The sequence below is a fragment of the Aquiluna sp. Uisw_065 genome, assembly GCF_047731275.1.
GTDB lineage: Bacteria > Actinomycetota > Actinomycetes > Actinomycetales > Microbacteriaceae > Aquiluna.
The window spans coordinates 1331269-1352206 of record NZ_CP159836.1 but is presented as its reverse complement, the minus strand read 5'-3'; the positions used below and the strand labels follow the sequence as shown (position 1 = coordinate 1352206).

The 20938-nt window shown below is 51.7% G+C and carries 26 protein-coding genes; 17 read left to right on the top strand and 9 right to left on the bottom strand.

Features of this window, described 5'->3' with window-relative positions; all coding sequences use genetic code 11:
- Positions 1 to 29: 29 nt before the first annotated feature.
- Both ABXT50_RS06825 and ABXT50_RS06820 read right to left on the bottom strand, forming a co-directional pair.
- Positions 30 to 170: a hypothetical protein gene (locus ABXT50_RS06825; protein WP_415274109.1), complete on the bottom strand. Its 141-nt coding sequence runs from the start codon at positions 168 to 170 to the stop codon at positions 30 to 32.
- Positions 171 to 208: 38 nt separating this feature from the next.
- The gene (locus ABXT50_RS06820; protein WP_415274108.1) at positions 209 to 1138 is read right to left on the bottom strand and encodes an asparaginase; all 930 of its coding nucleotides are present in this window, start codon (positions 1136 to 1138) and stop codon (positions 209 to 211) included.
- Positions 1139 to 1303: 165 nt separating this feature from the next.
- Between ABXT50_RS06820 and dnaK the strand changes: the two genes are divergently transcribed.
- From dnaK to ABXT50_RS06795, 5 genes are read left to right on the top strand one after another with little or no spacing between them, the layout of a single operon-like run.
- Positions 1304 to 3202 carry a molecular chaperone DnaK gene (gene dnaK / locus ABXT50_RS06815; RefSeq protein ID WP_415274107.1) on the top strand — a complete coding sequence of 633 codons (1899 nt, stop codon included), beginning with the start codon at positions 1304 to 1306 and terminating at the stop codon, positions 3200 to 3202.
- Positions 3202 to 3777: a nucleotide exchange factor GrpE gene (locus tag ABXT50_RS06810; RefSeq protein WP_415274106.1), complete on the top strand. Its 576-nt coding sequence runs from the start codon at positions 3202 to 3204 to the stop codon at positions 3775 to 3777. The genes dnaK and ABXT50_RS06810 overlap by 1 nt, the downstream gene beginning before the upstream one ends.
- 12 nt (positions 3778 to 3789) lie before the next feature.
- A complete protein-coding gene (locus ABXT50_RS06805) occupies positions 3790 to 4692 on the top strand; it encodes a DnaJ C-terminal domain-containing protein (RefSeq protein WP_415274105.1) in 903 nt (300 codons plus the stop codon).
- Between the two features lie 15 nt (positions 4693 to 4707).
- Positions 4708 to 5112, top strand: a complete 405-nt coding sequence (locus ABXT50_RS06800) for a heat shock protein transcriptional repressor HspR (protein ID WP_415274831.1) — start codon at positions 4708 to 4710, stop codon at positions 5110 to 5112.
- Entirely contained in the window at positions 5113 to 7260 is a 2148-nt protein-coding gene (locus tag ABXT50_RS06795) for an ATP-dependent Clp protease ATP-binding subunit (protein ID WP_415274104.1), read from the top strand.
- Here the strand turns inward: ABXT50_RS06795 and ABXT50_RS06790 are convergent.
- Positions 7253 to 8029 (bottom strand): exodeoxyribonuclease III, encoded by a 777-nt coding sequence (locus ABXT50_RS06790; RefSeq protein WP_415274103.1) that lies wholly within the window; start codon positions 8027 to 8029, stop codon positions 7253 to 7255. The genes ABXT50_RS06795 and ABXT50_RS06790 overlap by 8 nt on opposite strands.
- 15 nt (positions 8030 to 8044) lie before the next feature.
- Here ABXT50_RS06790 and pyrE point away from each other — a divergent pair, with 15 nt between their 5' ends.
- Positions 8045 to 8605 (top strand): orotate phosphoribosyltransferase, encoded by a 561-nt coding sequence (gene pyrE, locus ABXT50_RS06785; RefSeq protein ID WP_415274102.1) that lies wholly within the window; start codon positions 8045 to 8047, stop codon positions 8603 to 8605.
- A 12-nt stretch (positions 8606 to 8617) separates the two neighbouring features.
- On the top strand, positions 8618 to 9862 hold the full coding sequence (locus ABXT50_RS06780) for an MFS transporter (protein ID WP_415274101.1): 1245 nt from the start codon (positions 8618 to 8620) through the stop codon (positions 9860 to 9862).
- Here ABXT50_RS06780 and ABXT50_RS06775 read toward each other — a convergent pair.
- On the bottom strand, positions 9834 to 10604 hold the full coding sequence (locus tag ABXT50_RS06775; RefSeq protein WP_415274830.1) for an HAD-IIA family hydrolase: 771 nt from the start codon (positions 10602 to 10604) through the stop codon (positions 9834 to 9836). The genes ABXT50_RS06780 and ABXT50_RS06775 overlap by 29 nt on opposite strands.
- Before the next feature lie 30 nt (positions 10605 to 10634).
- On the opposite strand from ABXT50_RS06775, the gene ABXT50_RS06770 reads away from it, so the two are divergent.
- The 5 genes from ABXT50_RS06770 to ABXT50_RS06750 all read left to right on the top strand — a co-directional run bounded on the left by ABXT50_RS06770 (position 10635) and on the right by ABXT50_RS06750 (position 14553).
- Positions 10635 to 11300, top strand: coding sequence for a TrmH family RNA methyltransferase (locus ABXT50_RS06770; RefSeq protein WP_415274100.1), 666 nt, complete (start codon positions 10635 to 10637; stop codon positions 11298 to 11300).
- A gap of 58 nt (positions 11301 to 11358) precedes the next feature.
- Positions 11359 to 12645, top strand: a complete 1287-nt coding sequence (locus ABXT50_RS06765) for an adenylosuccinate synthase (RefSeq protein ID WP_415274099.1) — start codon at positions 11359 to 11361, stop codon at positions 12643 to 12645.
- Positions 12646 to 12920: 275 nt separating this feature from the next.
- A complete protein-coding gene (locus ABXT50_RS06760; protein ID WP_415274098.1) occupies positions 12921 to 13490 on the top strand; it encodes a hypothetical protein in 570 nt (189 codons plus the stop codon).
- Between the two features lie 36 nt (positions 13491 to 13526).
- Positions 13527 to 14204, top strand: a complete 678-nt coding sequence (locus ABXT50_RS06755; protein WP_415274097.1) for a potassium channel family protein — start codon at positions 13527 to 13529, stop codon at positions 14202 to 14204.
- On the top strand, positions 14197 to 14553 hold the full coding sequence (locus ABXT50_RS06750) for a TM2 domain-containing protein (protein WP_415274096.1): 357 nt from the start codon (positions 14197 to 14199) through the stop codon (positions 14551 to 14553). The genes ABXT50_RS06755 and ABXT50_RS06750 overlap by 8 nt, the downstream gene beginning before the upstream one ends.
- Here the strand turns inward: ABXT50_RS06750 and ABXT50_RS06745 are convergent.
- The 4 genes from ABXT50_RS06745 to ABXT50_RS06730 form a co-directional block, all read right to left on the bottom strand.
- On the bottom strand, positions 14550 to 14945 hold the full coding sequence (locus ABXT50_RS06745) for a (deoxy)nucleoside triphosphate pyrophosphohydrolase (protein WP_415274095.1): 396 nt from the start codon (positions 14943 to 14945) through the stop codon (positions 14550 to 14552). The genes ABXT50_RS06750 and ABXT50_RS06745 overlap by 4 nt on opposite strands.
- Positions 14946 to 14954: 9 nt before the next feature.
- Positions 14955 to 15434 (bottom strand): glutathione peroxidase, encoded by a 480-nt coding sequence (locus tag ABXT50_RS06740; protein ID WP_415274829.1) that lies wholly within the window; start codon positions 15432 to 15434, stop codon positions 14955 to 14957.
- Between the two features lie 242 nt (positions 15435 to 15676).
- The gene (locus ABXT50_RS06735) at positions 15677 to 16330 is read right to left on the bottom strand and encodes a Pr6Pr family membrane protein (RefSeq protein ID WP_415274094.1); all 654 of its coding nucleotides are present in this window, start codon (positions 16328 to 16330) and stop codon (positions 15677 to 15679) included.
- Between the two features lie 15 nt (positions 16331 to 16345).
- Positions 16346 to 17311 carry an alpha/beta fold hydrolase gene (locus tag ABXT50_RS06730; protein WP_415274093.1) on the bottom strand — a complete coding sequence of 322 codons (966 nt, stop codon included), beginning with the start codon at positions 17309 to 17311 and terminating at the stop codon, positions 16346 to 16348.
- A gap of 104 nt (positions 17312 to 17415) precedes the next feature.
- On the opposite strand from ABXT50_RS06730, the gene ABXT50_RS06725 reads away from it, so the two are divergent.
- Positions 17416 to 18459, top strand: coding sequence for an NAD(P)-dependent alcohol dehydrogenase (locus tag ABXT50_RS06725; protein WP_415274092.1), 1044 nt, complete (start codon positions 17416 to 17418; stop codon positions 18457 to 18459).
- Between the two features lie 21 nt (positions 18460 to 18480).
- Positions 18481 to 19440: an aldo/keto reductase gene (locus ABXT50_RS06720; RefSeq protein WP_415274091.1), complete on the top strand. Its 960-nt coding sequence runs from the start codon at positions 18481 to 18483 to the stop codon at positions 19438 to 19440.
- Between the two features lie 134 nt (positions 19441 to 19574).
- Here ABXT50_RS06720 and ABXT50_RS06715 read toward each other — a convergent pair whose 3' ends face one another.
- A complete protein-coding gene (locus ABXT50_RS06715) occupies positions 19575 to 19868 on the bottom strand; it encodes a hypothetical protein (RefSeq protein WP_415274090.1) in 294 nt (97 codons plus the stop codon).
- A gap of 1 nt (position 19869) precedes the next feature.
- On the opposite strand from ABXT50_RS06715, the gene ABXT50_RS06710 reads away from it, so the two are divergent.
- Genes ABXT50_RS06710 through ABXT50_RS06700 form a run of 3 tightly spaced genes read left to right on the top strand, consistent with a single transcriptional unit; the run spans position 19870 to position 20726 of the window.
- A complete protein-coding gene (locus ABXT50_RS06710) occupies positions 19870 to 20100 on the top strand; it encodes a hypothetical protein (RefSeq protein ID WP_415274089.1) in 231 nt (76 codons plus the stop codon).
- Positions 20101 to 20114: 14 nt separating this feature from the next.
- Entirely contained in the window at positions 20115 to 20249 is a 135-nt protein-coding gene (locus tag ABXT50_RS06705) for a hypothetical protein (protein ID WP_415274088.1), read from the top strand.
- Positions 20250 to 20288: 39 nt separating this feature from the next.
- Positions 20289 to 20726, top strand: coding sequence for a trypsin-like peptidase domain-containing protein (locus tag ABXT50_RS06700; protein ID WP_415274087.1), 438 nt, complete (start codon positions 20289 to 20291; stop codon positions 20724 to 20726).
- Positions 20727 to 20938 lie beyond the last annotated feature (212 nt).

The window sequence follows — 20938 nt, the reverse complement described above, 5'->3', positions numbered from 1 at the left end:
GCGTAGCTATGCCTCAACAGACTAAAAATTCACTTTTTGGCAACCAGTTCAGCACGAACTATTTGACTGTTTTCACCCTTATTTGGGGCGAAAACAGCAATCGAGGCAACTCCCTCAAGTTTTACCCAGAAGACAGCGCCCGTAATCGCCTGATCGGCTCTATGGTTCAAGCGATACTCACAACCAAACTCGAAAAGCTAAAACCGCGCTACTCGAGGACCAATTCACCCATAATCTTGTCGCCACCGAGAATCTTGGGTGCAACCTCCAACCAAAGCTTTTCAAAACGTGCCTGAGTAATTAGCCCAGAGTCCCTTAGAAGCTTGGCCGCCAATGCTGGAGCGGCCCGCAAATTGCCATCGGCAATTTTGATTGCCAGCGCTTCTCCGGTTTCTAGTCCGACAACAAAGACACCCTCTGCGCCGATCTTGGCCATGAGTCCATGGCGCAGGAACACCGCATCTGCGGTGCCATGGTCTCCAATTACCCAAGGGTTGGCCTTGGCCGCTTCAAATAGAGAGGCACCCTCACTCATGAACCCGGCAATGGATCTGGCAAGCCCGAGAGTTGAAATGGCGAACAATGGCGCCCCGCAGCCATCGGTTGTAGTCAGTGCAACCTTCTCGCCTACCAACTGCTCGATTTTCTGTTTCATGCCTTGTTGCAGCGGGTGCTCAGGGTTCAAATAGTCGGAGGCACTCCAGTTGTTTATCTTGCAGGTAGCCAGAAAGCTGGCGTGCTTGCCGGAGCAGTTCATGGCCAACCTGGATTTTGGGTCACCCTTAGCGCTCGGGCTAGCCGGATGGGAAATCGGGCACTGTAAATCCGTTTCACTAAAGCCATATTCGGTCAACAGGCTCGCAACTAGTGATCGGTGCTCGGTTGTCCCTAGGTGGCTGGCCATCGAGAGAACTAAATTCTGGCCAGATAGCCACAGACCCATTTCCCGCATGGCAACGGCCTGCACCGGTTTTAGTGCGCTTCTTGGAAAGATCTGCGCCTTGGCGTTTCCAGCTTCCTTCAAGATGTTGCCGTCGGTAGCGAGCAATACCGCAACACCGTGATGAAAAGACTCGGCCATGCCCCCTCTATACAGGGTTGCCAAGGGCGCTAGGTCGTTGAATGCTAGAGGGTTCACGATAAAACTCTACCCTTGCCTCAAAGTTGAGTCATTAACACTCAACTCTCAGCTAACCATTCTTGACAAGCATTCGGCGCTAGGTCAAACTTGAGCACATGTGGCTCAACTTGGGCCATAAGTTCACGAGTTTCGAAAATAGCTTTCACAAAGAAGGAGCAACAAATGGGAAGAGCAGTAGGCATTGACCTAGGAACCACTAACAGCGCGGTTACGGTGCTGGAAGCTGGCGAACCAAAGGTTATCTCAAACGCAGAAGGTTTCCGCACCACCCCATCGGTGGTTGCTTTCACTAAGGATGACAACGTCCTAGTTGGTGAAACTGCGAAGCGCCAAGCAGTCACAAACGTTGACCGCACCGTTTCATCGGTGAAGCGTCACATGGGTACCGACTGGAAGTTCAAGGTCGAAGATAAGGATTACACCCCACAGGAAATCTCAGCGCGTATTTTGATGAAGCTTAAGCGCGATGCTGAGACTTACCTTGGCGAGAGCGTTACCGACGCGGTTATTACTGTTCCAGCATATTTCAACGACTCTGAGCGTCAGGCAACCAAGGAAGCCGGCGAGATCGCAGGCCTAAACGTGCTTCGCATTATCAATGAGCCAACCGCGGCAGCACTTGCCTACGGCTTGGACAAGGGTAAGGAGGACGAGTTGATTTTGGTGTTTGACCTTGGTGGTGGAACATTCGATGTTTCTCTACTCGAGGTTGGCAAGGATGATGACTTCTCAACCATCCAGGTTCGCTCAACCAGCGGAGACAACAAGCTTGGTGGAGATGACTGGGACCAGCGCGTAGTCGACTACTTGGTCAAGAAATTCAAAGAAACCACCGGTGTTGATGTTTCAAAGGACAAGATCGCGTTGCAGCGACTAAAAGAAGCTGCTGAGCAGGCAAAGAAAGAACTGAGCCAGTCAACGACTACTCAGCTTCAGTTGCCATACCTTTCCTTGACTGATGCGGGTCCCGCGAACCTAGATGAAACCCTCACCAGGGCTCAGTTTGAAGACATGACTTCTGATCTACTCGAGAGAACCCGCAAGCCGTTCCTAGACGTAGTAAAGGAAGCCGGAGTGAAGGTGGCTGACATCGCTCACGTTGTCATGGTCGGTGGATCAACTCGTATGCCAGCGGTTACCGAGTTGGTAACCAAATTGCTTGGCGGTAAAGAGCCAAACAAGGGCGTGAACCCGGATGAGGTTGTTTCTGTCGGAGCAGCACTGCAGGCCGGCGTTATCAGAGGTGAGCGTAAAGACGTTCTACTTATTGACGTGACCCCACTCGCACTTGGTATTGAAACCAAGGGTGGAATGATGACCAGGTTGATTGATCGCAACACCGCGATTCCAACCAAGAGAAGCGAAACCTTTACAACCGCTGATGATAATCAGCCAAGTGTTTCCATTCAGGTTTTCCAGGGCGAGCGCGAGTTCACAAGGGATAACAAGAGTCTTGGAAACTTCGAACTAACCGGTATTGCGCCAGCACCACGTGGCGTCCCACAGGTTGAGGTCACTTTTGACATTGACGCTAACGGAATTGTTCACGTGTCTGCCAAGGACAAGGGAACCGGCAAGGAGCAATCAATGACTATCACCGGAGGCTCCTCGCTATCCGAAGAGGACATTGAGCGCATGGTCAAGGATGCCGAAGAGCACGCTGCCGAAGACAAGCTGCGTCGCGAAGAGGCAGAAACCCGCAACCAAGCAGAACAGCTTGCCTATTCAACCGACAAGTTGATCAAGGAAAACGACGAGAAGCTACCCGAAGACGTGAAAACTGAGGTCCAGGCCGACGTTGACGCACTAAAGGCGGCGCTCGCGGGTGATGACGCTGATGCGGTCAAGGCTGCTCAGGAGAAGCTGTCAACCTCTGCCCAGAAGCTTGGTGAAGCAATCTATGCCAACCAACCGGCTGAAGGTGAAGAGCAGGCAGCTCCAGAGGCAGAAGAGGACGTAGTGGACGCTGAAGTCGTTGAAGACGATGAGACTGAAACACCTGCTGCAAAAGACGCTCCCGAAGATGACGCTCCAGACGAGAACACCAAGGACAAGAAGTAATGTCAGATAAGAATCCAAACCCCGAGCACAACGAGGGAGATCAGGCCGAAGAGATGAAAGAGGAGGGCTCCCCGGTGGAGTCAACCTCTGATTCTTCGGCCGATACCGACACTGACGCCAGTGCAGATGTAAAGGATGAAGCAAAGGACGCGGTTGACCGCGAACTAGAGATCTTCCAGGACATGCAGCGCTTGCAGGCTGACTTTGTGAACTATCGATCACGCGTTGAGCGCGACCGAGGTGCTGAACGTCAGTCCGCTATTTCGGAAGCGATTAGAGCATTCCTACCTGCCCTTGATGACCTAACCAGAGCGGAGTCGCATGGCGATTTGCCTGAGGGTTCGCCGATGGCAGCAGTTGCTCAAAAGCTAAGAGCTGCCGGTGAAAAATTTGGGCTTGTAACCTTCGGGGCAAAGGGCGAACGTTTTGACCCGGAGCTCCACGATGCTCTTGTTCAAAACCCAAACCCTGAGGTCACCGTGGCTGAAGTGGCAGATGTTATTGAGCCCGGCTACAAGATTCAAGATCGATTATTGCGACCCGCCAAGGTCGCCGTGTTCTTACCAGCCGAATAAGGGATGAGTTAGATGGCGTCGCAAGACTGGATTGAAAAGGATTTTTACAAAATCCTTGGGGTCACCAAGGGCGTTAGCGATGCCGATCTCAAGAAGGCATATCGAAAGTTAGCTAAAGCCAATCACCCTGACCTGCACCCGGGAAACCAGGCCGCAGAGTCAAGGTTCAAGGACGTCTCCGAGGCTTACGACGTCTTGTCCGATGTCACTGAACGCAAGGAGTATGACGCTGTTCGTGCAATGGGCGGCGGTGCTCGGTTCCAAGCCGGCGGGCGTGGAGGTCAAGGCGGCGGCTTTGAAGATGTGTTTTCAAACTTCTTCGGCGGCGGCGGCGGCGGCTTTGGCGGCGGCGGCTTTGCTCCGCAGCGCGGCCAAGATCTAACTACTTCCTCGAGCGTTGACTTTATTGATTCGATTCACGGCACCAACATCAAGCTAACCGTGTCCGGAAAACCGGTGACCTTGAAGGTTCCGGCTGGTATTCAGGATGGTCAAAAACTAAAACTCAAGGGCAAAGGACAGCCGTCGCCAAATGGCGGCCAAGCCGGAGATCTTGTCGTGACCATCAAGGTCAGACCTCATCCAGTTTTCACTAGAGATGGCGACAATGTCCGAGTGGTGGTGCCGGTTACTTTTGCCGAAGCAGTACTTGGCGCAATTATTTCAGTCCCAGTGCTCGGCGGGGAGCCAGTGAAGCTAAAGGTTGCTCCCGGAACACCAAACGGCAGGACACTGCGCGTAAAGGGTAAAGGCGTGCAGCACGAATCTCACCAGGGTGATTTATTGGCCTCGGTAGATATTCTGGTTCCAAACCGAATCAGCAAGAAAGCCGAAGAGGCGCTTAGGGCGTTCGACAGCGAAATACCGGTCGAAGACCCAAGAGCGACACTTATCAGTAGGGCAGGACTTCTGTAAGGAGGGGTTGTGGATATTAGCCAGGACACACCGCTGTTTGTGATTTCAGTGGCCGCAGAGCTTTGCGGCATGCACCCACAAACTCTTAGGCAGTATGACCGAATCGGATTAGTCTCCCCCACCAGAACCTCCGGCAGGTCGCGTCGCTACACAATGCAAGACGTAGCTCATCTCCGCGAAGTCGCAAGGCTAAGTGCCGAGGGGGTTTCTCTTGAGGGCATTAGACGAGTCCTAGAACTCGTTGACCAAAACACTGCCCTCAATGCTCGCGTCAGAGATCTCGAGCGCGAATTAGCAAATCAAGTAATGAGTCAACCGGGGAACCGGGTGTTTGCCGCTGGCGAGCAAGGCGTAATCAGACTCAACCCCGGACAGCGCCCTGAGCGCTCGGGCTCTGTAGTGCTGTGGAAGAGGCGTTAGATGAGTAAAGAGCAGCAGGGGCAAGAACGGCAAAAAAGTGCTCTTGAACTATTTGGGATTGATCTGACAGCAATTGCAAGATCGGGCAAGCTTGATCCCGTTATCGGCAGAGATGCCGAAATCCGCAGGGTTAGCCAGGTGTTATCGCGAAGGACCAAAAACAACCCTGTGCTAATCGGTGAACCAGGAGTTGGAAAAACAGCAGTTGTCGAGGGCCTGGCCCAAAGAATCGTGGCGGGTGATGTTCCGGAAAGCCTAAAGAACAAGGCCCTGATAAGCCTTGATCTATCGGCAATGGTTGCCGGCAGCAAGTTTCGTGGTGAGTTTGAAGAGCGCCTAAAAGCAGTTCTTAAGGAAATCCAAGATGCCGAGGGCGGCATTATCACTTTCGTTGACGAGATTCACACTCTGGTCGGCGCTGGAGCGGCTGACGGCGCAATGGATGCTTCGAATATGCTCAAGCCAATGCTTGCGCGCGGTGAACTTCGCCTAATTGGCGCAACCACGCTTGATGAGTATCGCGAGCGGATTGAAAAAGACTCCGCCCTGGAGCGCAGATTCCAGCAAGTTTTCGTGGGAGAGCCATCGGTAGAGGACACGGTTGCGATTCTTCGCGGCCTGAAAGAGCGCTACGAAGCACACCACAAGGTCACCATTGCAGACAGTGCCCTGGTTGCAGCAGCCGGGCTTTCCAACCGCTACATCACCGGTCGCCAATTGCCAGACAAGGCAATTGACCTAGTCGATGAGGCAGCTTCGAGGCTCCGCATGGAGATTGACTCTGCTCCGGTTGAGATCGACGAACTTAGGCGGTCAGTTGATCGGCTAAAGCTTGAAGAGCTTGCTTTGAAAAAAGAGAAGGATGAAGCGTCCAAGAGGCGTCTAGAAAAACTTCAAGAGGATTTGGGCGAGAAACAACAAAAGCTTGATTCTCTAAATGTCCGCTGGGAAAAAGAGCGAAGCGAGCTCAATAAAATCGGTGATCTCAAGACCAAGTTGGACTCCCTAAGGATTCAGGCAGAGCGCGCTCAGCGCGAGGGAAACTTAGAGGCAGCTTCCAAGCTCCTCTACGGGGAGATTCCAGCCCTTGAAAAAGAACTCAGCGAAGCAGAGCGAGCAGAAACCGAAACGCAATCTGCCGACAGGATGGTTGGCGATCGGGTTTCCGAAGATGAGATTGCAGCAGTTGTCTCCGCTTGGACCGGCATTCCAACCGGAAGGTTGCTTGCTGGAGAGTCCAAAAAGCTACTGAATTTGGAGCGAGAGCTTGGCAAGAGACTCATTGGCCAATCGAAGGCGGTCAAGGCTGTTAGCGATGCTGTTCGCAGAACTAAAGCGGGCATTTCCGATCCAGATAGACCAACCGGTTCTTTTTTGTTCCTAGGTCCAACCGGCGTTGGTAAGACTGAGCTTGCAAAGTCGCTAGCGCATTTCCTGTTTGACGACGAGCGCTCCATGGTTCGAATCGACATGAGCGAGTATGGCGAAAAACACAGCGTCAGCCGTCTGATCGGAGCACCTCCGGGCTATGTCGGATATGGCGAAGGCGGGCAGTTGACCGAAGCGGTTAGACGCAGACCATACTCGGTGATCCTTTTTGATGAAATCGAAAAGGCCCACCCAGAGGTTTTTGACGTGCTGTTGCAGGTGCTGGATGATGGTCGGCTAACCGATGGTCAGGGCAGAACCGTTGATTTTAGAAACGCGATCATGATTATGACTTCAAACCTGGGTTCACAGTTCTTGATAGATCAAGAGCTATCTGATGACCAGAAGTCACGGGCTGTTATGGACTCGGTGCGAAGTGCATTCAAGCCAGAGTTTCTAAACAGGCTCGATGACATCGTGCTGTTTGATGCACTAAGCGTTGAAGAGCTTGGCTTCATTGTCGATCTCAACATTGAGAAGCTCACCGAAAGGCTTGAGGATAAGCGCCTAACACTCGGTGTAACGCCGGCTGCAAGATTGTGGTTGGCAGAAAACGGTTATGACCCTGTTTATGGGGCCAGACCTTTGCGCAGACTTATGCAGCGTGAGATCGATGACCGGTTGGCAAATCTCCTGTTAGCCGGAGGGCTCATTGACGGCTCGCAAGTGCTTGTTGATGTCTCTCAAGACAAGAGCTCTTTGGTTATAGCTGCTAACTAATCGTCAAAATCACAGGAACGTGATCGCTTGGGAGCTCTCCCTTGCGCTCATCCCGCTCAATTGTGGCGGCGGTGATGCGCTCGGTGAGAGCTTCTGAGGTGAGCATGAAGTCGATTCTCATGCCTTTATTCTTTGGGAAGCACAGCTCTTTGTAGTCCCAGTAGGTATAGGCATTGGGGACTAGTTCACGGACCTTGTCGGCAAGCCCAATTTGCTCAAATGCTTCAAAGGCTTCTCTTTCGGGCTGAGAAACGTGAGTTTCGAACATGCTCAGGTCATAAACGTCTTCATCTAACGGGGCAACGTTGAAATCCCCCACCACCGCAATCTCGAGGCTTGGGTCCATTTCAAGCTGCTCGGCCATCGTCGCTGCAAGACGGTCTAGGAATTCAAGCTTGTATTGCATGTGAGGGTCATCAAGCTCTCGGCCATTCGGCACGTAGATTGACCACACTCGGACACCATTGAAGGTTGCCCCAATTGCTCTGGCTTCCTGGACGTCTTTGAATTCGGGCTGTTGGTAGAAAGAAGTTTCAACATCTTCTGGAACTAAGTCTTCACGGTAGGCAAAGGCCACACCGTTCCACTGGTTTAGCCCGTGAGCCAAGACCTTGTATCCGATTGCTTCGAATGCTTCATAGGGAAACTGTTCGGGTTTGCACTTAATTTCCTGCATCGCAAGCACGTCAACCTTGGTGCGTTGTAGGAATTCGACAATGCGGCCTTGTCGTGCTCGAGCGGAGTTTACGTTCCAGGTGGCGATTTGCATCTCTAAACTCTAACTATGACCATGAACTCAATTCACCTGCCACGTCTAGTTGAGCTGATAAAAGACCTTGCCATTGTCCACGGCAAAGTCACTCTTTCCTCTGGGCTCGAGGCCGATTATTACGTCGATCTAAGAAGAGCAACCCTCCACCATGAGGCGGCGCCACTTATCGGTAAGGTCATGCTGGAACTTCTAGAGGCAAACAGCTTCGGCAACATCGATGCCGTTGGCGGCCTCACAATGGGCGCCGACCCCGTTGCAACCGCTCTGCTTCATCAGGCTGCAGCCAGAGGTATTGAGCTCGACGCCTTTGTTGTCCGCAAGCAAGCAAAAGCCCACGGTATGGCTCGGCAGGTTGAAGGCCCAAGTGTTGAGGGCAAAAGAGTAATTGTCTTGGAGGACACTTCCACCACTGGAGGCTCGCCTTTGACTGCAGCCGAGGCACTGGTTGCAGCCGGTGCGACGGTGGTCGGTGTCGCAACGGTAGTAGATCGTGATACCGGAGCGCGCCAGGCGATCGAGGCGGCGGGGTATCCTTATCTAACAGCAATCACGCTAGGTGATCTCGGTCTGTAGAAGAAGGTGGAAGTGCAGCGTCGCGTTGCGCCCTTTGTCCTAACCCAACTTGCAAACTTTATGAGTGTGACCGCGGGTTCGATGGTGTTTATTGCCATTCCTTGGATAGCGCTTGAAATCAGTGGTTCAGCAGCTCAAGCCGGCTTAGTTGTATCTCTAACAGCGATACCAGGCTTAGTTGTCATACCTGTCATCGGTTCGATTATCGATAAGTACGGCAGAAAACGAGTGGCCGTATGGGCTGAGCTAATCACCGGAGCACTTACGCTGCTCCTGCCTTTGGTTGCCAGTCTGTGGGAGCTAACAATCGCTTGGCTCATAGTGCTTGCGACTCTCAAAAACGTTCTCGCGGCAGCGGGGCCCACCGCAAGAAAGTCTCTGGTTCCAGACATCGCAGTCCCTGCCCGGATGACACTTGACCGCGCTAATTCAATACACGAGGGTGTCTTTGCGACCGGCTTTGCTTTCGGTCCTGCCCTAGCAACCTTCTGTATTGCTGTAATCGGGTCAGCTGAAACTTTCATAGTGGTCGCCGCCTTTGCATTAGCAAGCGGCTTGACGGCGTCGTTCGTGAGAGTTGTTGAACAGCACGAGCCAAACGATGCAACTGAGAAAGAGCCTTTTTATCGCTATGCGTTGCAAGGCTTCAAGATTTTGTTTGCCACCCCTTCTGTTCTGGTGATGATGGTGGCGATTTCGATTTTGGCTGTTATTTATCTTCCAACCGAGATGGTGGTTTTGCCGGCCTATTACAGCTCACTCGGTGACCCAGCAGGCCTAGGCCTGCTGATTTCCGCCATGGCGGCAGCATCGATTATCGGAGCACTGTTCTTCGAACAGATTCATAAGTTCTTGAGCTACTCGACTATTTTGAGAATCGGCATCCTCGGTGTTCCGCTGGCGATGCTGCCAATGAGCCAACTCCCAGCTCAGTGGGCCATGTTTGTTGGGGCATTGGTTTTGGGTCTGGCCTGGGGTCCGCTGTTGCCGCTTCTAAACACAGTTATCCAGCGCAAAATACCAGCCAACAAGCGAGGCCGCGTATTTGCACTTGAAATGGCTATTTGGAATGCCGGACCACTTATCTCAATGGTGGCGGTTGGTTCGGCCGTGGATGGATTCGGGGTTCAGCCTACATACACTGCGTTGGCTGTAACGGTTTTGATCGCTGGCCTACTTGTTTCCTTCAGTCGACACATCAAGTCGATTAACACCTTGGAAGAAACCGCTATAGAAGATTCGCCACCGAATCCATGATTTCGGTTGGGCGGAACGGGTACTTAGCTATTTCCGCGTCATCCGAGATGCCGGTTCTTACAAGAATCGTATGAAGACCGGCCTCAATGCCTGCAACGACGTCGGTGTCCATGCGGTCACCGATCATTGCCGTGGTTTCTGAGTGTGCACCAATTTTTCGCATTGCGGACCGGAACATCATTGGGTTTGGCTTGCCAACAATGTATGGGTCTTTGCCGGTAGCCCTAGTTAGAAGCGCAGCGACGGAGCCGGTTGCTAGCAGAACGCCGTCTTTGCTTGGACCAGTGGCATCCGGGTTGGTAGCGATGAACTTGGAACCTGCGTTTATGAATCTGGCGGCCTTGGTCAGGCTGTCAAAGCTCAAGTTTCGAGTCTCGCCGAGCACCACATACTCAGGCTTCGACTCGGTGAAAACATAACCAATCTCGTGCATTGCGGTGATTAGTCCGTTTTCGCCAATTACGTAGGCTGTGCTTTTTGGTGACTGGTGGTTTAGAAAGTCAGCGGTCGCCATTGCGGAAGTGTAAATCAGGCTTTCCGGAACATCTAGGCCGCCCGATTTCAGGCGAATGGAAAGATCATGAGGCGTGTAGATCGAATTATTAGTCAGAACCAAGAACTTAGTCTCGGCTTCCAACCACTTTTTTATTAGCTCCGGTGCCCCCGGGATCGCCTTACCTTCGTGCCAAAGCACACCATCCATGTCGGTAAGCCAGCTAATAATTTCAGTTCGTTCTCTCATAAGTACAACCATAGCTTTAGGCTTTAGCCCGTGAGTGATGAAAACGTGACCGGAACCCAAGAGCAACCTACCTGGGGAGTCGGACCTTGGCCAGGTAAGCTACCCGGTCCTGGGCACCCGGACTTTGAAAAGTTTGATTTAGAGCTACTTCAGAACGGCGACACCAGAAACGTAGTGGACGAATATCGGTATTGGACCATGCGCGCAATCGTTGCGGACCTTGATACGAAGCGCCACCCGTATCACGTTGCAATTGAGAACTGGCAGCATGATCTAAACATTGGTTCGATCGTCAGAACCGCGAACGCATTTCTAGCAAAAGAAGTCCATATCATCGGCAATAAACGCTGGAATCGTCGCGGTGCGATGGTTACGGATCGCTACCAGCACGTTAGGCACGTGCCCACCATCGAAGAGTTAGTGGCCTGGACAGAGACTGGAGCAGCCGACGGAGGTAAGTTACCGATTATTGCAATCGATAACGTCCCAGGCTGCAGGCAGCTCGAAAATGTAAAGCTGCCTGCCGAGTGCCTTTTCCTGTTTGGTCAAGAAGGCCCAGGGCTCAGTCAATTAGCGCTCGATGCAGCGGACATGGTTTTGGAAATTACCCAGTTTGGTTCGACTAGGTCGATAAACGCCTCGGCTGCGGCCTCAATAACTATGCACACCTGGGTGATGCAGCACGTTTTTGGGTAGACTTGAAAAAGGGTCGATAACCCGAATCTCCCCCTAATTTTTTAGAAAGGGGCCTTCTATGCCTGCAGTAGTTCTCGTTGGAGCCCAATGGGGCGACGAAGGTAAAGGTAAGGCCACCGATTTACTTGGCAGCCGCGTTGATTACGTGGTTCGCTACCAAGGTGGCAATAACGCTGGCCACACCGTAGTTATCGGTGACAAGAAGTTCGCTCTTCACCTCTTACCTTCTGGAATCCTGACCCCCGCCTGCACCCCGGTAATTGGAAACGGCGTGGTCATTGACCTAGAGGTTTTGTTCAAGGAAATTGACAACCTAATCGAAAAGGGAGTCGACACCTCAAAGTTGTTGATATCGGCAAATGCCCACATCATCACGCCATATCACGTCACCGTCGACAAGGTTTCAGAGCGCTTCCTGGGCAAGCGAGCCATTGGAACAACCGGTCGTGGCATTGGCCCGACCTATGCCGACAAGATGGGCAGACTCGGCATCAGGGTTCAGGATCTTTTTGACCCAAGCATTCTTTTGCAAAAGGTCGAAGCCGCTTTGGCTCAGAAAAATGAGCTCCTTGTAAAGATTTACAATCGCGCTGCGGTTAAGCCTGAGGACGTTGTTGAGCACATGTTGTCCTTCGCCGAGCGCCTGCGCCCGATGGTCGCCGACACTTCGTTGGTTTTGAACCAGGCAATCGATAAAGGTCAGACTGTTTTGCTTGAGGGCGGACAGGGCACACTTTTGGATGTAGACCACGGAACCTATCCTTTTGTGACCTCCTCGAACCCAACGGCCGGTGGCGCGACTACCGGCAGTGGTATTGGGCCGACAAAAATCAGCGGTGTCATTGGCATCCTGAAGGCCTACACAACCAGAGTTGGCGCAGGTCCTTTTCCAACCGAGCTATTCGATGACATGGGTGAGTTCCTAAGAACAGTTGGACACGAAGTTGGAGTGACAACTGGTCGCGACAGGCGCTGCGGCTGGTTCGATGCTCCGATTGCTCGGTATGCAACCAGGGTGAACGGCCTTACGGATATCTTTTTGACCAAGCTTGATGTCCTAACCGGCCTCAAGGAAATTCCGGTGTGCGTCGCGTACGACGTTGATGGAACAAGGGTTGAAGAGGTTCCGGTTTCGCAGACCGATTTCCACCACGCGAAGCCGATTTATGAAATGTTCCCGGGTTGGGAAGAGGACATTACCGGCGTGAAGAACTTCGATGATCTTCCAAAGAACGCCAAGGATTATGTCTTGGCTCTGGAAAAGATGTCCGGCACCAGAATCAGTGCCATCGGTGTTGGGCCAGATCGGGATGCGACTCTGGTCCGTCACGACATGCTTGGTTAGCCAGCAGCCGAAATAAAAAAGCTCTTTATAAGCCTGCTGCAAGGGCACTCTTTGGTAGCAGCGCTCAGCCCTTATCAGGCTCGGAAGAGGGTCGCGTAACCGTCGCAGCGCGTTTGCTCTTTTGCTACGTCAGATGAGGACTTTGTATCGGCCTTGCGTTGTTGTGTTTTATTCGCGCAATACCAAAAGAAGCAAATAGGCCAAGGAAGACAACGATTTCCACAATTTCTCATTTTTCAGTTTAAAACTGACCCAATTGGAAGACAATATTAAAGATGAGCAATCCAACGCCTGAAGAACTGGAGCAAATCCCTTACCCGGATGAGGCCTTCAACACTTGGGGTGCCGCGGCTATTGGCGTTGATCCACTTCTTGCTAGCTTCACTTCCAGGCCTTATCAATCGGTTCGTCCTCACGTTCCTTTCTATCGCTTCGCTTCTTACCCGGACATTCTTGACTTGCGTAAGCACGGCTACGAGATGGAACGGTTTGTCCCGATTTTCGATCGTCTTGAAGATGTTCGCTACCGCCAGGCGCTAGAGCTAAGCGACATGTTGCACTACCCAAACCCAATGACTCCTTGGAACCCAAGAAGAGCCAAGGAAATTGAGTTTGAAGTTAGGGCCCAGCTGCATGAGCACGGTTTTGGGGACATGCCAACCCTTCTTCGACGGTTCCTAGGAAAAGCCTTTCCCGGAGACACAATCAGTTACTTGAGCGTTGATCTGATCACGATTTTTTTCTGGGCAGCGATGGCCGAATTGGCTGATGATTTGGCCTGGCGATCAGATGCTTTGCGCTGGAAAGCCGCCTATCTTAGGTTCCCGCTTCTCACCCTGGACTAGCCTGAGTGCTTAGGGACTGATAGGTAGGCACCAACCATGGCAGCAATGAAGCGGGCGCTAAATTCGTACTTTGACAAAATAGAGCCCGTTTTGCTGGTTCTGGGGTTTTCCTTTCTTGCCGTCTACGCCTATCAAGTACTGGCTCAGCCCACTGGTGCTGCCTACGATGCGCTGAGCATCGCTCAGGTTTTTATCTACGCTGTCTTCCTTATCGACCTAGTCCTGCGCCTTATCGGAGCTGGCAAGGAACTGCTCACTCTTGCTGGGTTTCTGCAGTTTTTGAAGCGCAACTGGTTGGCGATTGCCGCCGCTATCCTGCCGGCATTTAGGGCATTCAGGGTCTTTGGTGTGCTGCTAGTCATAAGAGGGGTTGCGCCGCTATTCAGAACCAGAGCGTCAAAGGTTGGCCTAGTAGTCGCGGTTAGTTTGCCGCTGACTCTTTTCACCGCAGCAATCGCGGCTCTGGAGGCCGAGCGCGGGGTTGCCGGCTCGAACATAAACACCTTCGGGGATGCGATTTGGTGGTCAATAGCATCGGTCACGACCGTGGGCTACGGGGATAAGTTTCCGATTACCCCGGATGGACGGTTTATCGCAAGCCTTCTGATGGTGGTGGGGATCGCCCTATTTTCTGCGCTCACAGCACTCATGGCAGCGTGGGTGATGGGAGAGCGTAGGTTAGAACTTGAAAAAGAAAGGCAAAAGAATGAGTAATTGGACCCTGAAGCTACCGGGCAATGAACACAAACTGACTACCGAAGAACTCAAAACATGGGCAAGCGCCGGAAAAATTACAGGCGAATCAATAGTGGCTGATGCAAATGGGGAGCATTGGAATGCCAAGCAGATCCCGGGAGTGTTTTCTAAAAGAGAATGGCTAATTGCTCTTTTGTTGTCGGTGATAATCGGGACGCTGGGCGTTGATCGTTTCTATCTTGGCAAAATCGGCACTGGAATCTTGAAGCTAATCACGTTCGGTGGCCTGGGTATCTGGACAATCATTGACATCATTTTGATTGCGGTCAAGAAGCTAGACGACAAAGAAGGCTTCAAGCTGGCCTAACAAAAAGGCATTGTTAGCTTTTTTACCGCGGGCAAATCGGGAGCCGCCCAATCCAGGCTAGACAGCTCCGTTTCTTTCAGCCATCGAATTTCAGAGTGGTCGCTGGATCCGGTTGGCCTCGGGCTGACTAGAACCGCGCTGAAGCAAACAAGGTCTATTTCAATATCGTCGACAATTGTGGTTGAGCGATCAAAGATACGCAGTGGTTTGACTTCAATCGCGAGTTCTTCTCTGAGCTCACGAATCAAGGCGTCTTCGAGAGGTTCGTTTTCTAGAGGCTTACCCCCTGGAAACTCCCATTTGCCGGCGGCATCTTTCCAGTCTCCGCGCTTAGCGCAGAGCAAGAGACCTTCAGAATCCTGAACGATCCCTGCCACCACCGTTATTGCCATGAGGCAAGATTAGCGCGGCAGGTTTGCCTCAATGGCCGCGATGATGTCTTCTGAGTCCGGTTTGGTTTGTGGCCTAAAGCGCATGATTTTGCCATCTGGCGCCACTAAGAACTTTTCGAAGTTCCACATCACTGGACCGGCAAGACCCATCCCGTCTTTGGCTTTAACTAATTCTTTGTAAAGCGGGTGGCGCTTGCGTCCATTCACGTCAGCCTTTTCAAGCATCGGGAAGGTGATACCCCAAGTCGTGGAGCAGTATTCAGAGATATCTTCGCTGTTTTTTAGTTCTTGCATAAAAGATCCAGACGGAACACCCAGCACGGTGAACCCACGTGAGGAGTACTTCTTCTGCATGGCCTCGAGAGTTTCGTACTGCGGCGCAAGTCCGCAGCGTGAGGCAACATTGACCACCATAAGAAGGTCACCGGAAAATTCGTGGAGGTTCTTTTTAGAGCCATCCAACATTGTCAGTTCGTGATTTATAAGCATGTCAATCAACAACAGCGCTGCGGGCAAACTAATTTCATTACCGCTACTTGCTGACGGAGCCAATTCACCAGCGTCGCCTTGCGGCCTGACCGGATCACCTTATTTACTCCGCCTATTTACTCGACCTACTTACTCGACCTATTTACTAGACCTAGTCGAGAACATCATGCGGCACGGAATCACTCGTATCTGGGTATGTAAGTCTTGGCGGTGGATCCGCTGGCACCTTATGGTTACCCAGACTATGAGCTAGAAGTTCTAAGCGCTTTCGCTATCGCAAGCCTTAGCCCCAGCACGATAAAGCCCAAGATAATAAAGGCAACAGCAATAATCGCAATGTAGGTGAGCATGCCAATCACTCCACCTTCGCTTCCTGGGTTTATAAACCAGTAGGGCCACCAGCCATCATTTAGACCGCGAATAATCGAGAGTCCCAGCCAGGCAAGTGGATAAAGAACTACCCAGAGCGCTTGGCGCAACCTTGGCCTTGGGCCCTTGAGTGAGAATAAGTAGTCAAGCGCAATCAGAACCGGTGCGTAGGTGTGGATTATCGCATTCGGAATCCTTGGCCAGTCATAGCCGACGTCTCTTGGGTCCAGTGCTGTATCACCAAGCAGTGCGTGGTAGACAACCCCAACAATGATCATTGAGACAACCGCAATCAGGCGAATTATGTTCAGCCGCTCAGATTCATTCTTGCCCTGAAGTAACACCAGACCGCTAACCACCAGCACGAAACCAGCGAAGACAGCCGAGGTAATAGAGAAGTATGCAAAGTACTCGGTTGGTCGAAATAAATCGACTCGAATCCTGTCAGCAACCTGCCAGATCACGCTGCCAACCAGCGCCAGCCCAAGCAGGGTTCTTAGAGCCCCAAACACACCTTTAGTAAGCATCTCAAAAACTTACCGCTACTTTGCCAAGAAGCCGATTACCAACTCCACGAACTTCGCTGGCTTTTCTTCATTGGGTACGTGGCCGGAGTCAGTAACAATCTCAAGGGTTGATGCCGAAAGCTTTTTAGAAAGCTTCACTGAGTCAGCGGTTGCAACGATCTCATCGTTGTCACCGGTGATGATCAGGGTTTCCACATTTAGCTCACCAAGCCTTTCTTCTAGCTTAGGTGAACGGGATGCCCTACTGAATTCCAAGAAGGCTCGCTCCCAACCAAGCACAGCTAACGGGGCGGTGTAGTTGGCTATGACCTGGTCGGTGATCAAGTCCTTATTGAAGAAGCTAAGGTTCAAAACCTGCAAACTGCTAGTTGCAATCGAAGAAACTGCCAACGGCCCCAAGTGGTCAACTTGTGGAATATCAAAAATCCGGTTCAACCACTCTGGCGCACCATTAAACCCATAAACAGCCGGCGCCTCAAGAATCAATTTGTCAATTTTGTTTGGGTTGTCAAGCGCGTAACCTAAGGCCAAGGATCCGCCAGCGCTGTGACCAACAACAATTATTTTTTTCCCTGCACCATATTTTTCAATAATTTCATCCAGAACTTGCAGCTGACCGGCTGCAGAGTATGGGTTTATTTCTCCAATTTCAGAAGGTCTTTCGGTGAAGCCGAAAGCCGCCCGGTCATAGGCAACAACAAAGCCAACCGCACTCAGAGGCTCTAGAACCTCTTTCCAAGTAAGCGAACTAGCACCAAAGCCGTGAAGGAGAACGATCAGAGTGTCGGAAGCCGGATCGCCCCTAGTCACCAGATGGACGCTGTGATCCGCAATGTCAACAAACTGCGATTCCCTGCCCCAGCAAAGAGCCGCAGCCTTTTTATTAGAAAGAGTTCCAGAGGTCCTCACCGGAATCGCAAATGGTCCAAATAGAACTACCCCGGCAATGATGCCGAGGATTACTTTGGTCCGAGTTTTCATGTTAGAAGCCAACCACAAAAACCTAGGGTTAGGTTCTTGTGAGTAACTGATTAGGGGCAGGGTGTTAGCTCCGCTAGCATCTAACTAAGACCCAAGGAGACTAATTGTCAAAGACCCACGCCCTCATCGTAAGTGCACCTGGTGCAGCATTTGAAAAAGCGGAAATGCCAGTTAGAGAGCTAACTGCTGACGCAGTTGCTATCAGCATCAAGTACTCAGGAATCTGTCACTCAGATATCCACCAGGCAAGAGATGAGTGGTTCGAGGGCATCTTCCCAATGGTTCCAGGACACGAAATTGTCGGCGAGGTAACAGCCGTTGGTGACGCAGTCACAAAGTTTAAGGTTGGCGACCGAGTGGGCGTTGGAACCTTCGTCGATTCTTGTGGGACCTGTGAGCCTTGCAAGCAAGGCATGGAAAACTACTGCCGAACCGGCAACGTTCAGACCTACAACGGCCGTCACTATGACGGCGAAGAGTCTTACGGCGGTTATGCCAAAGACGTCGTTGTTAAAGAGGCCTTCGTTCTGAGGGTTCCAGAAAATCTTGATTACGCAGCAACTGCCCCATTACTCTGCGCCGGAGTCACCGTCTACTCTCCATTGAAGCACTGGAAAGTAGGACCGGGCATGAAGGTCGGGATCATGGGTCTAGGTGGCCTTGGCCACATGGCAGTGAAGTTTGCTGCAGCAATGGGAGCCGAGACCTATGTTCTTGGGCACAGCTTGTCCAAGGCGCAGGATGCAAAAGACTTCGGTGCCAAGGATTACCTAATGACTACTGAAATCTTCGAAACCCACAAAGACTTCTTCGATGTGATCCTGAACACCACCAGCACCGACCTTGACCTTGATTCTTTGCTTGGCATGTTGAAAGTCGGAGGAACCTTTGTGACCGTCGGGATTTCCCCAAACAAGCAGGAGTTCCACCCATTTAGCGTGGTTACCGGACTGCGCTCAATTGCAGGGGCAAATACAGGCAGCATTGCCGCCACCCAAGACATGCTCGATTTCTGTGGTGAGCACAACATTGTTTCAACCATCGAGATGGTTGATGCCAGCGACCCAAAGACCATTGATAATGCCTACGCAAGAGTTGTGGATAGTGACATTCGCTATCGTTTTGTGATTGACGCGAGCACCATCTGACCCGCACTTAGGAGCCACTAAATGAAGCAGCAAAGGCTTGGTAACAAAGAGGTTTCAGCCATCGGCATCGGTTGCATGAACGTTTCGTGGATTTGGTCGAATGGCGCAGCCCTGGATCCGGTTCAAAGACTCGAATCTGCAATTCCTGCAATCCACGCAGGCCTAGATGCCGGCATTACCCTGCTGGACACAGCCGATATCTATGCCCCCACCTGGGACGATGTTGGCCACAACGAAGTCTTTGTTGCTGAGGCGCTCAGAACCTGGTCTGGCACTCAGGAGCAAAAGGCCAAGGTTCTCATCGCCACTAAGGGCGGAATCACTAGAAGTGAAGGCGAAGCCTGGGGTCGAAACGGAAGTCTTGATTATTTCCTGCGTGCAGCAGAAGCCTCGGCATTTCGACTCGGGGTTGAGCAGCTAGATCTTTGGCAACACCACAGGCTAGATCCAAACATTGACTTCGAGACCCAGTTTGAAAATGTCATGGTCTTAAAAGACCGCGGGCTTGCCAAGCAGGTCGGCGTCTCAAACTATGACGCTAAGCAGCTTCTAAAAGCCATTGAAATAGGCGGGACACCAGACCAAGGTGGCCTGGTGTCAATTCAAAATGAATTCAGCCCCCGCTACCGCCACGATCTGGATGTTCTGGAGATCTGCGAAGAGTATGGAATTGCATTCTTTCCCTGGTCACCGCTCGGCGGAGTAAAGACCAAGGCCGCTATTTCCGAATCGAGCGCGTTTGATGAAATGGGACGCAAGTACTCAGTCTCGGCCTATGCAATTGCTCTTGCTTGGGAGATGAAGACCTCTTCATCGGTGCTACCCATTCCGGGTGCAACAAGGGCAGAGAGCATTCTGGATTGCATCACCGCAACAGAAATAGAGCTCTCGAATGCTGACTTTGATTATCTAAATCAGAACTTGCCAGCAGAGGCCGTTGTTTCTAATGAGCTAACTCCGAAACCTAGTCACCGCGCGTAGCCGACAGGTTCGCAAGCAAACCACGCTCTCAGTCGCCTTGCTGTTCTAGATGCCATTGGCGGAAAAGTAACCCGCCTTGCCAGAATCGAACACCATTGCAAAGGACTTCGCCGGGCATTGAGGAAACCGATCAGCTATTTCTTTACACCCATTCCAGCCAGGACTATCTGGTAGAAGAAATAGATCGATACCACCACGGTTATTCCAATGAACCACAACGCTCCAACGAGGAAGCGTGAAGAAATGTGAATCACAGCACCCCCGGGCGTTACCGGCTGGGTTTTCTTTGAGTCCGTCCAGTAATCGCTAAAGTTTCTAAACATTCTTTCCATGTCTTGATTCAAGTGGAGGGTACTGACACTTTGATCGGCTCTAGAGATCAAAATGTCGGTGCCCCCAGCTAGCTTGTTTATCGAAGGGGGCAACATAATGGGATTTCTAAATTGGATATTTGGCACTTCTAACGAAGAAGCCAGGCGACTAATAGCACTCGAGGTCAAAAAGCAACAGGAACTTAGGCACAACTCTGGTCCGGTGGAACAGATGGACCAAGGTGACTATCACTCCGGGCCAGAAGGATATTCACCTAACACCGCATACCCGGAGACTCAATATGGTTCTGCGTTCGACGAGGATGCCGACTGGAACGAAGAGCACTAGGGCCTGTAGCCTCAGTGCTGCTGCTTTCCGGCTGCACCGCTGCCGCCGAACCTGACCCAGTAGTTGTTGAGCGGTTACCGGTTCAAGGCCTATGCAGCGATCCAGCCGATATGGCGGATCACGTCTACTGGGCTGAACAGGTGACCTAACAAATTCTCTGTGGTGATACTGCCGGATTTGGCTTCGGCATGAGCTCCAAGAGAGATGGCGTTGAATTCGACTTCATAGTCACCAACTACCACGTTGTCGAACAATGCTTGGATGGTAAAGAGATAACAGTGCTGGACAGCTACTACAACGATTTCACCGCCGAGGTCATCTCTGTCGCTTACAGTGAGGGCAGCTATGCGCCTTCTGAGCGGGCAAACGATCTGGCATTACTTCAGCCAAATGTGGAGATCTTTCAGACAATCTCCGACTATTTATACGCTCAACATCTCGGCTCCTGGGTGACGGCGGTTGGGTTTCCTGAAATCTCGAATGCAGTCAAATCAATGGTGATGACCACAGGCGTAATTCCATCCAAGGCCGAGCCCGTCGGTTACACCACCACAGCAGTCATAAACCCCGGCAGCTCAGGCTCCATGCTGACGAATGCTCGGGGTGAAGTAATTGGCGTGGTCTAAGCAAGCTATGAAACCGATCAAGCCCAAGGCACTCGTGTGTTTTTGCCTTTGACCAGAGTCGCTGAGCTGTTGAACGACTTTGAGGGGCGCAAATGATCAAACAATGGAAAACAGAAAAATCGCCGAATTTGACAGACGTATTTTAGATGGGAAAAAAGGGATCAGATGAAGCCAGCAAACTGAACTATCTGGCTGAGATCCCACGGGGTAAC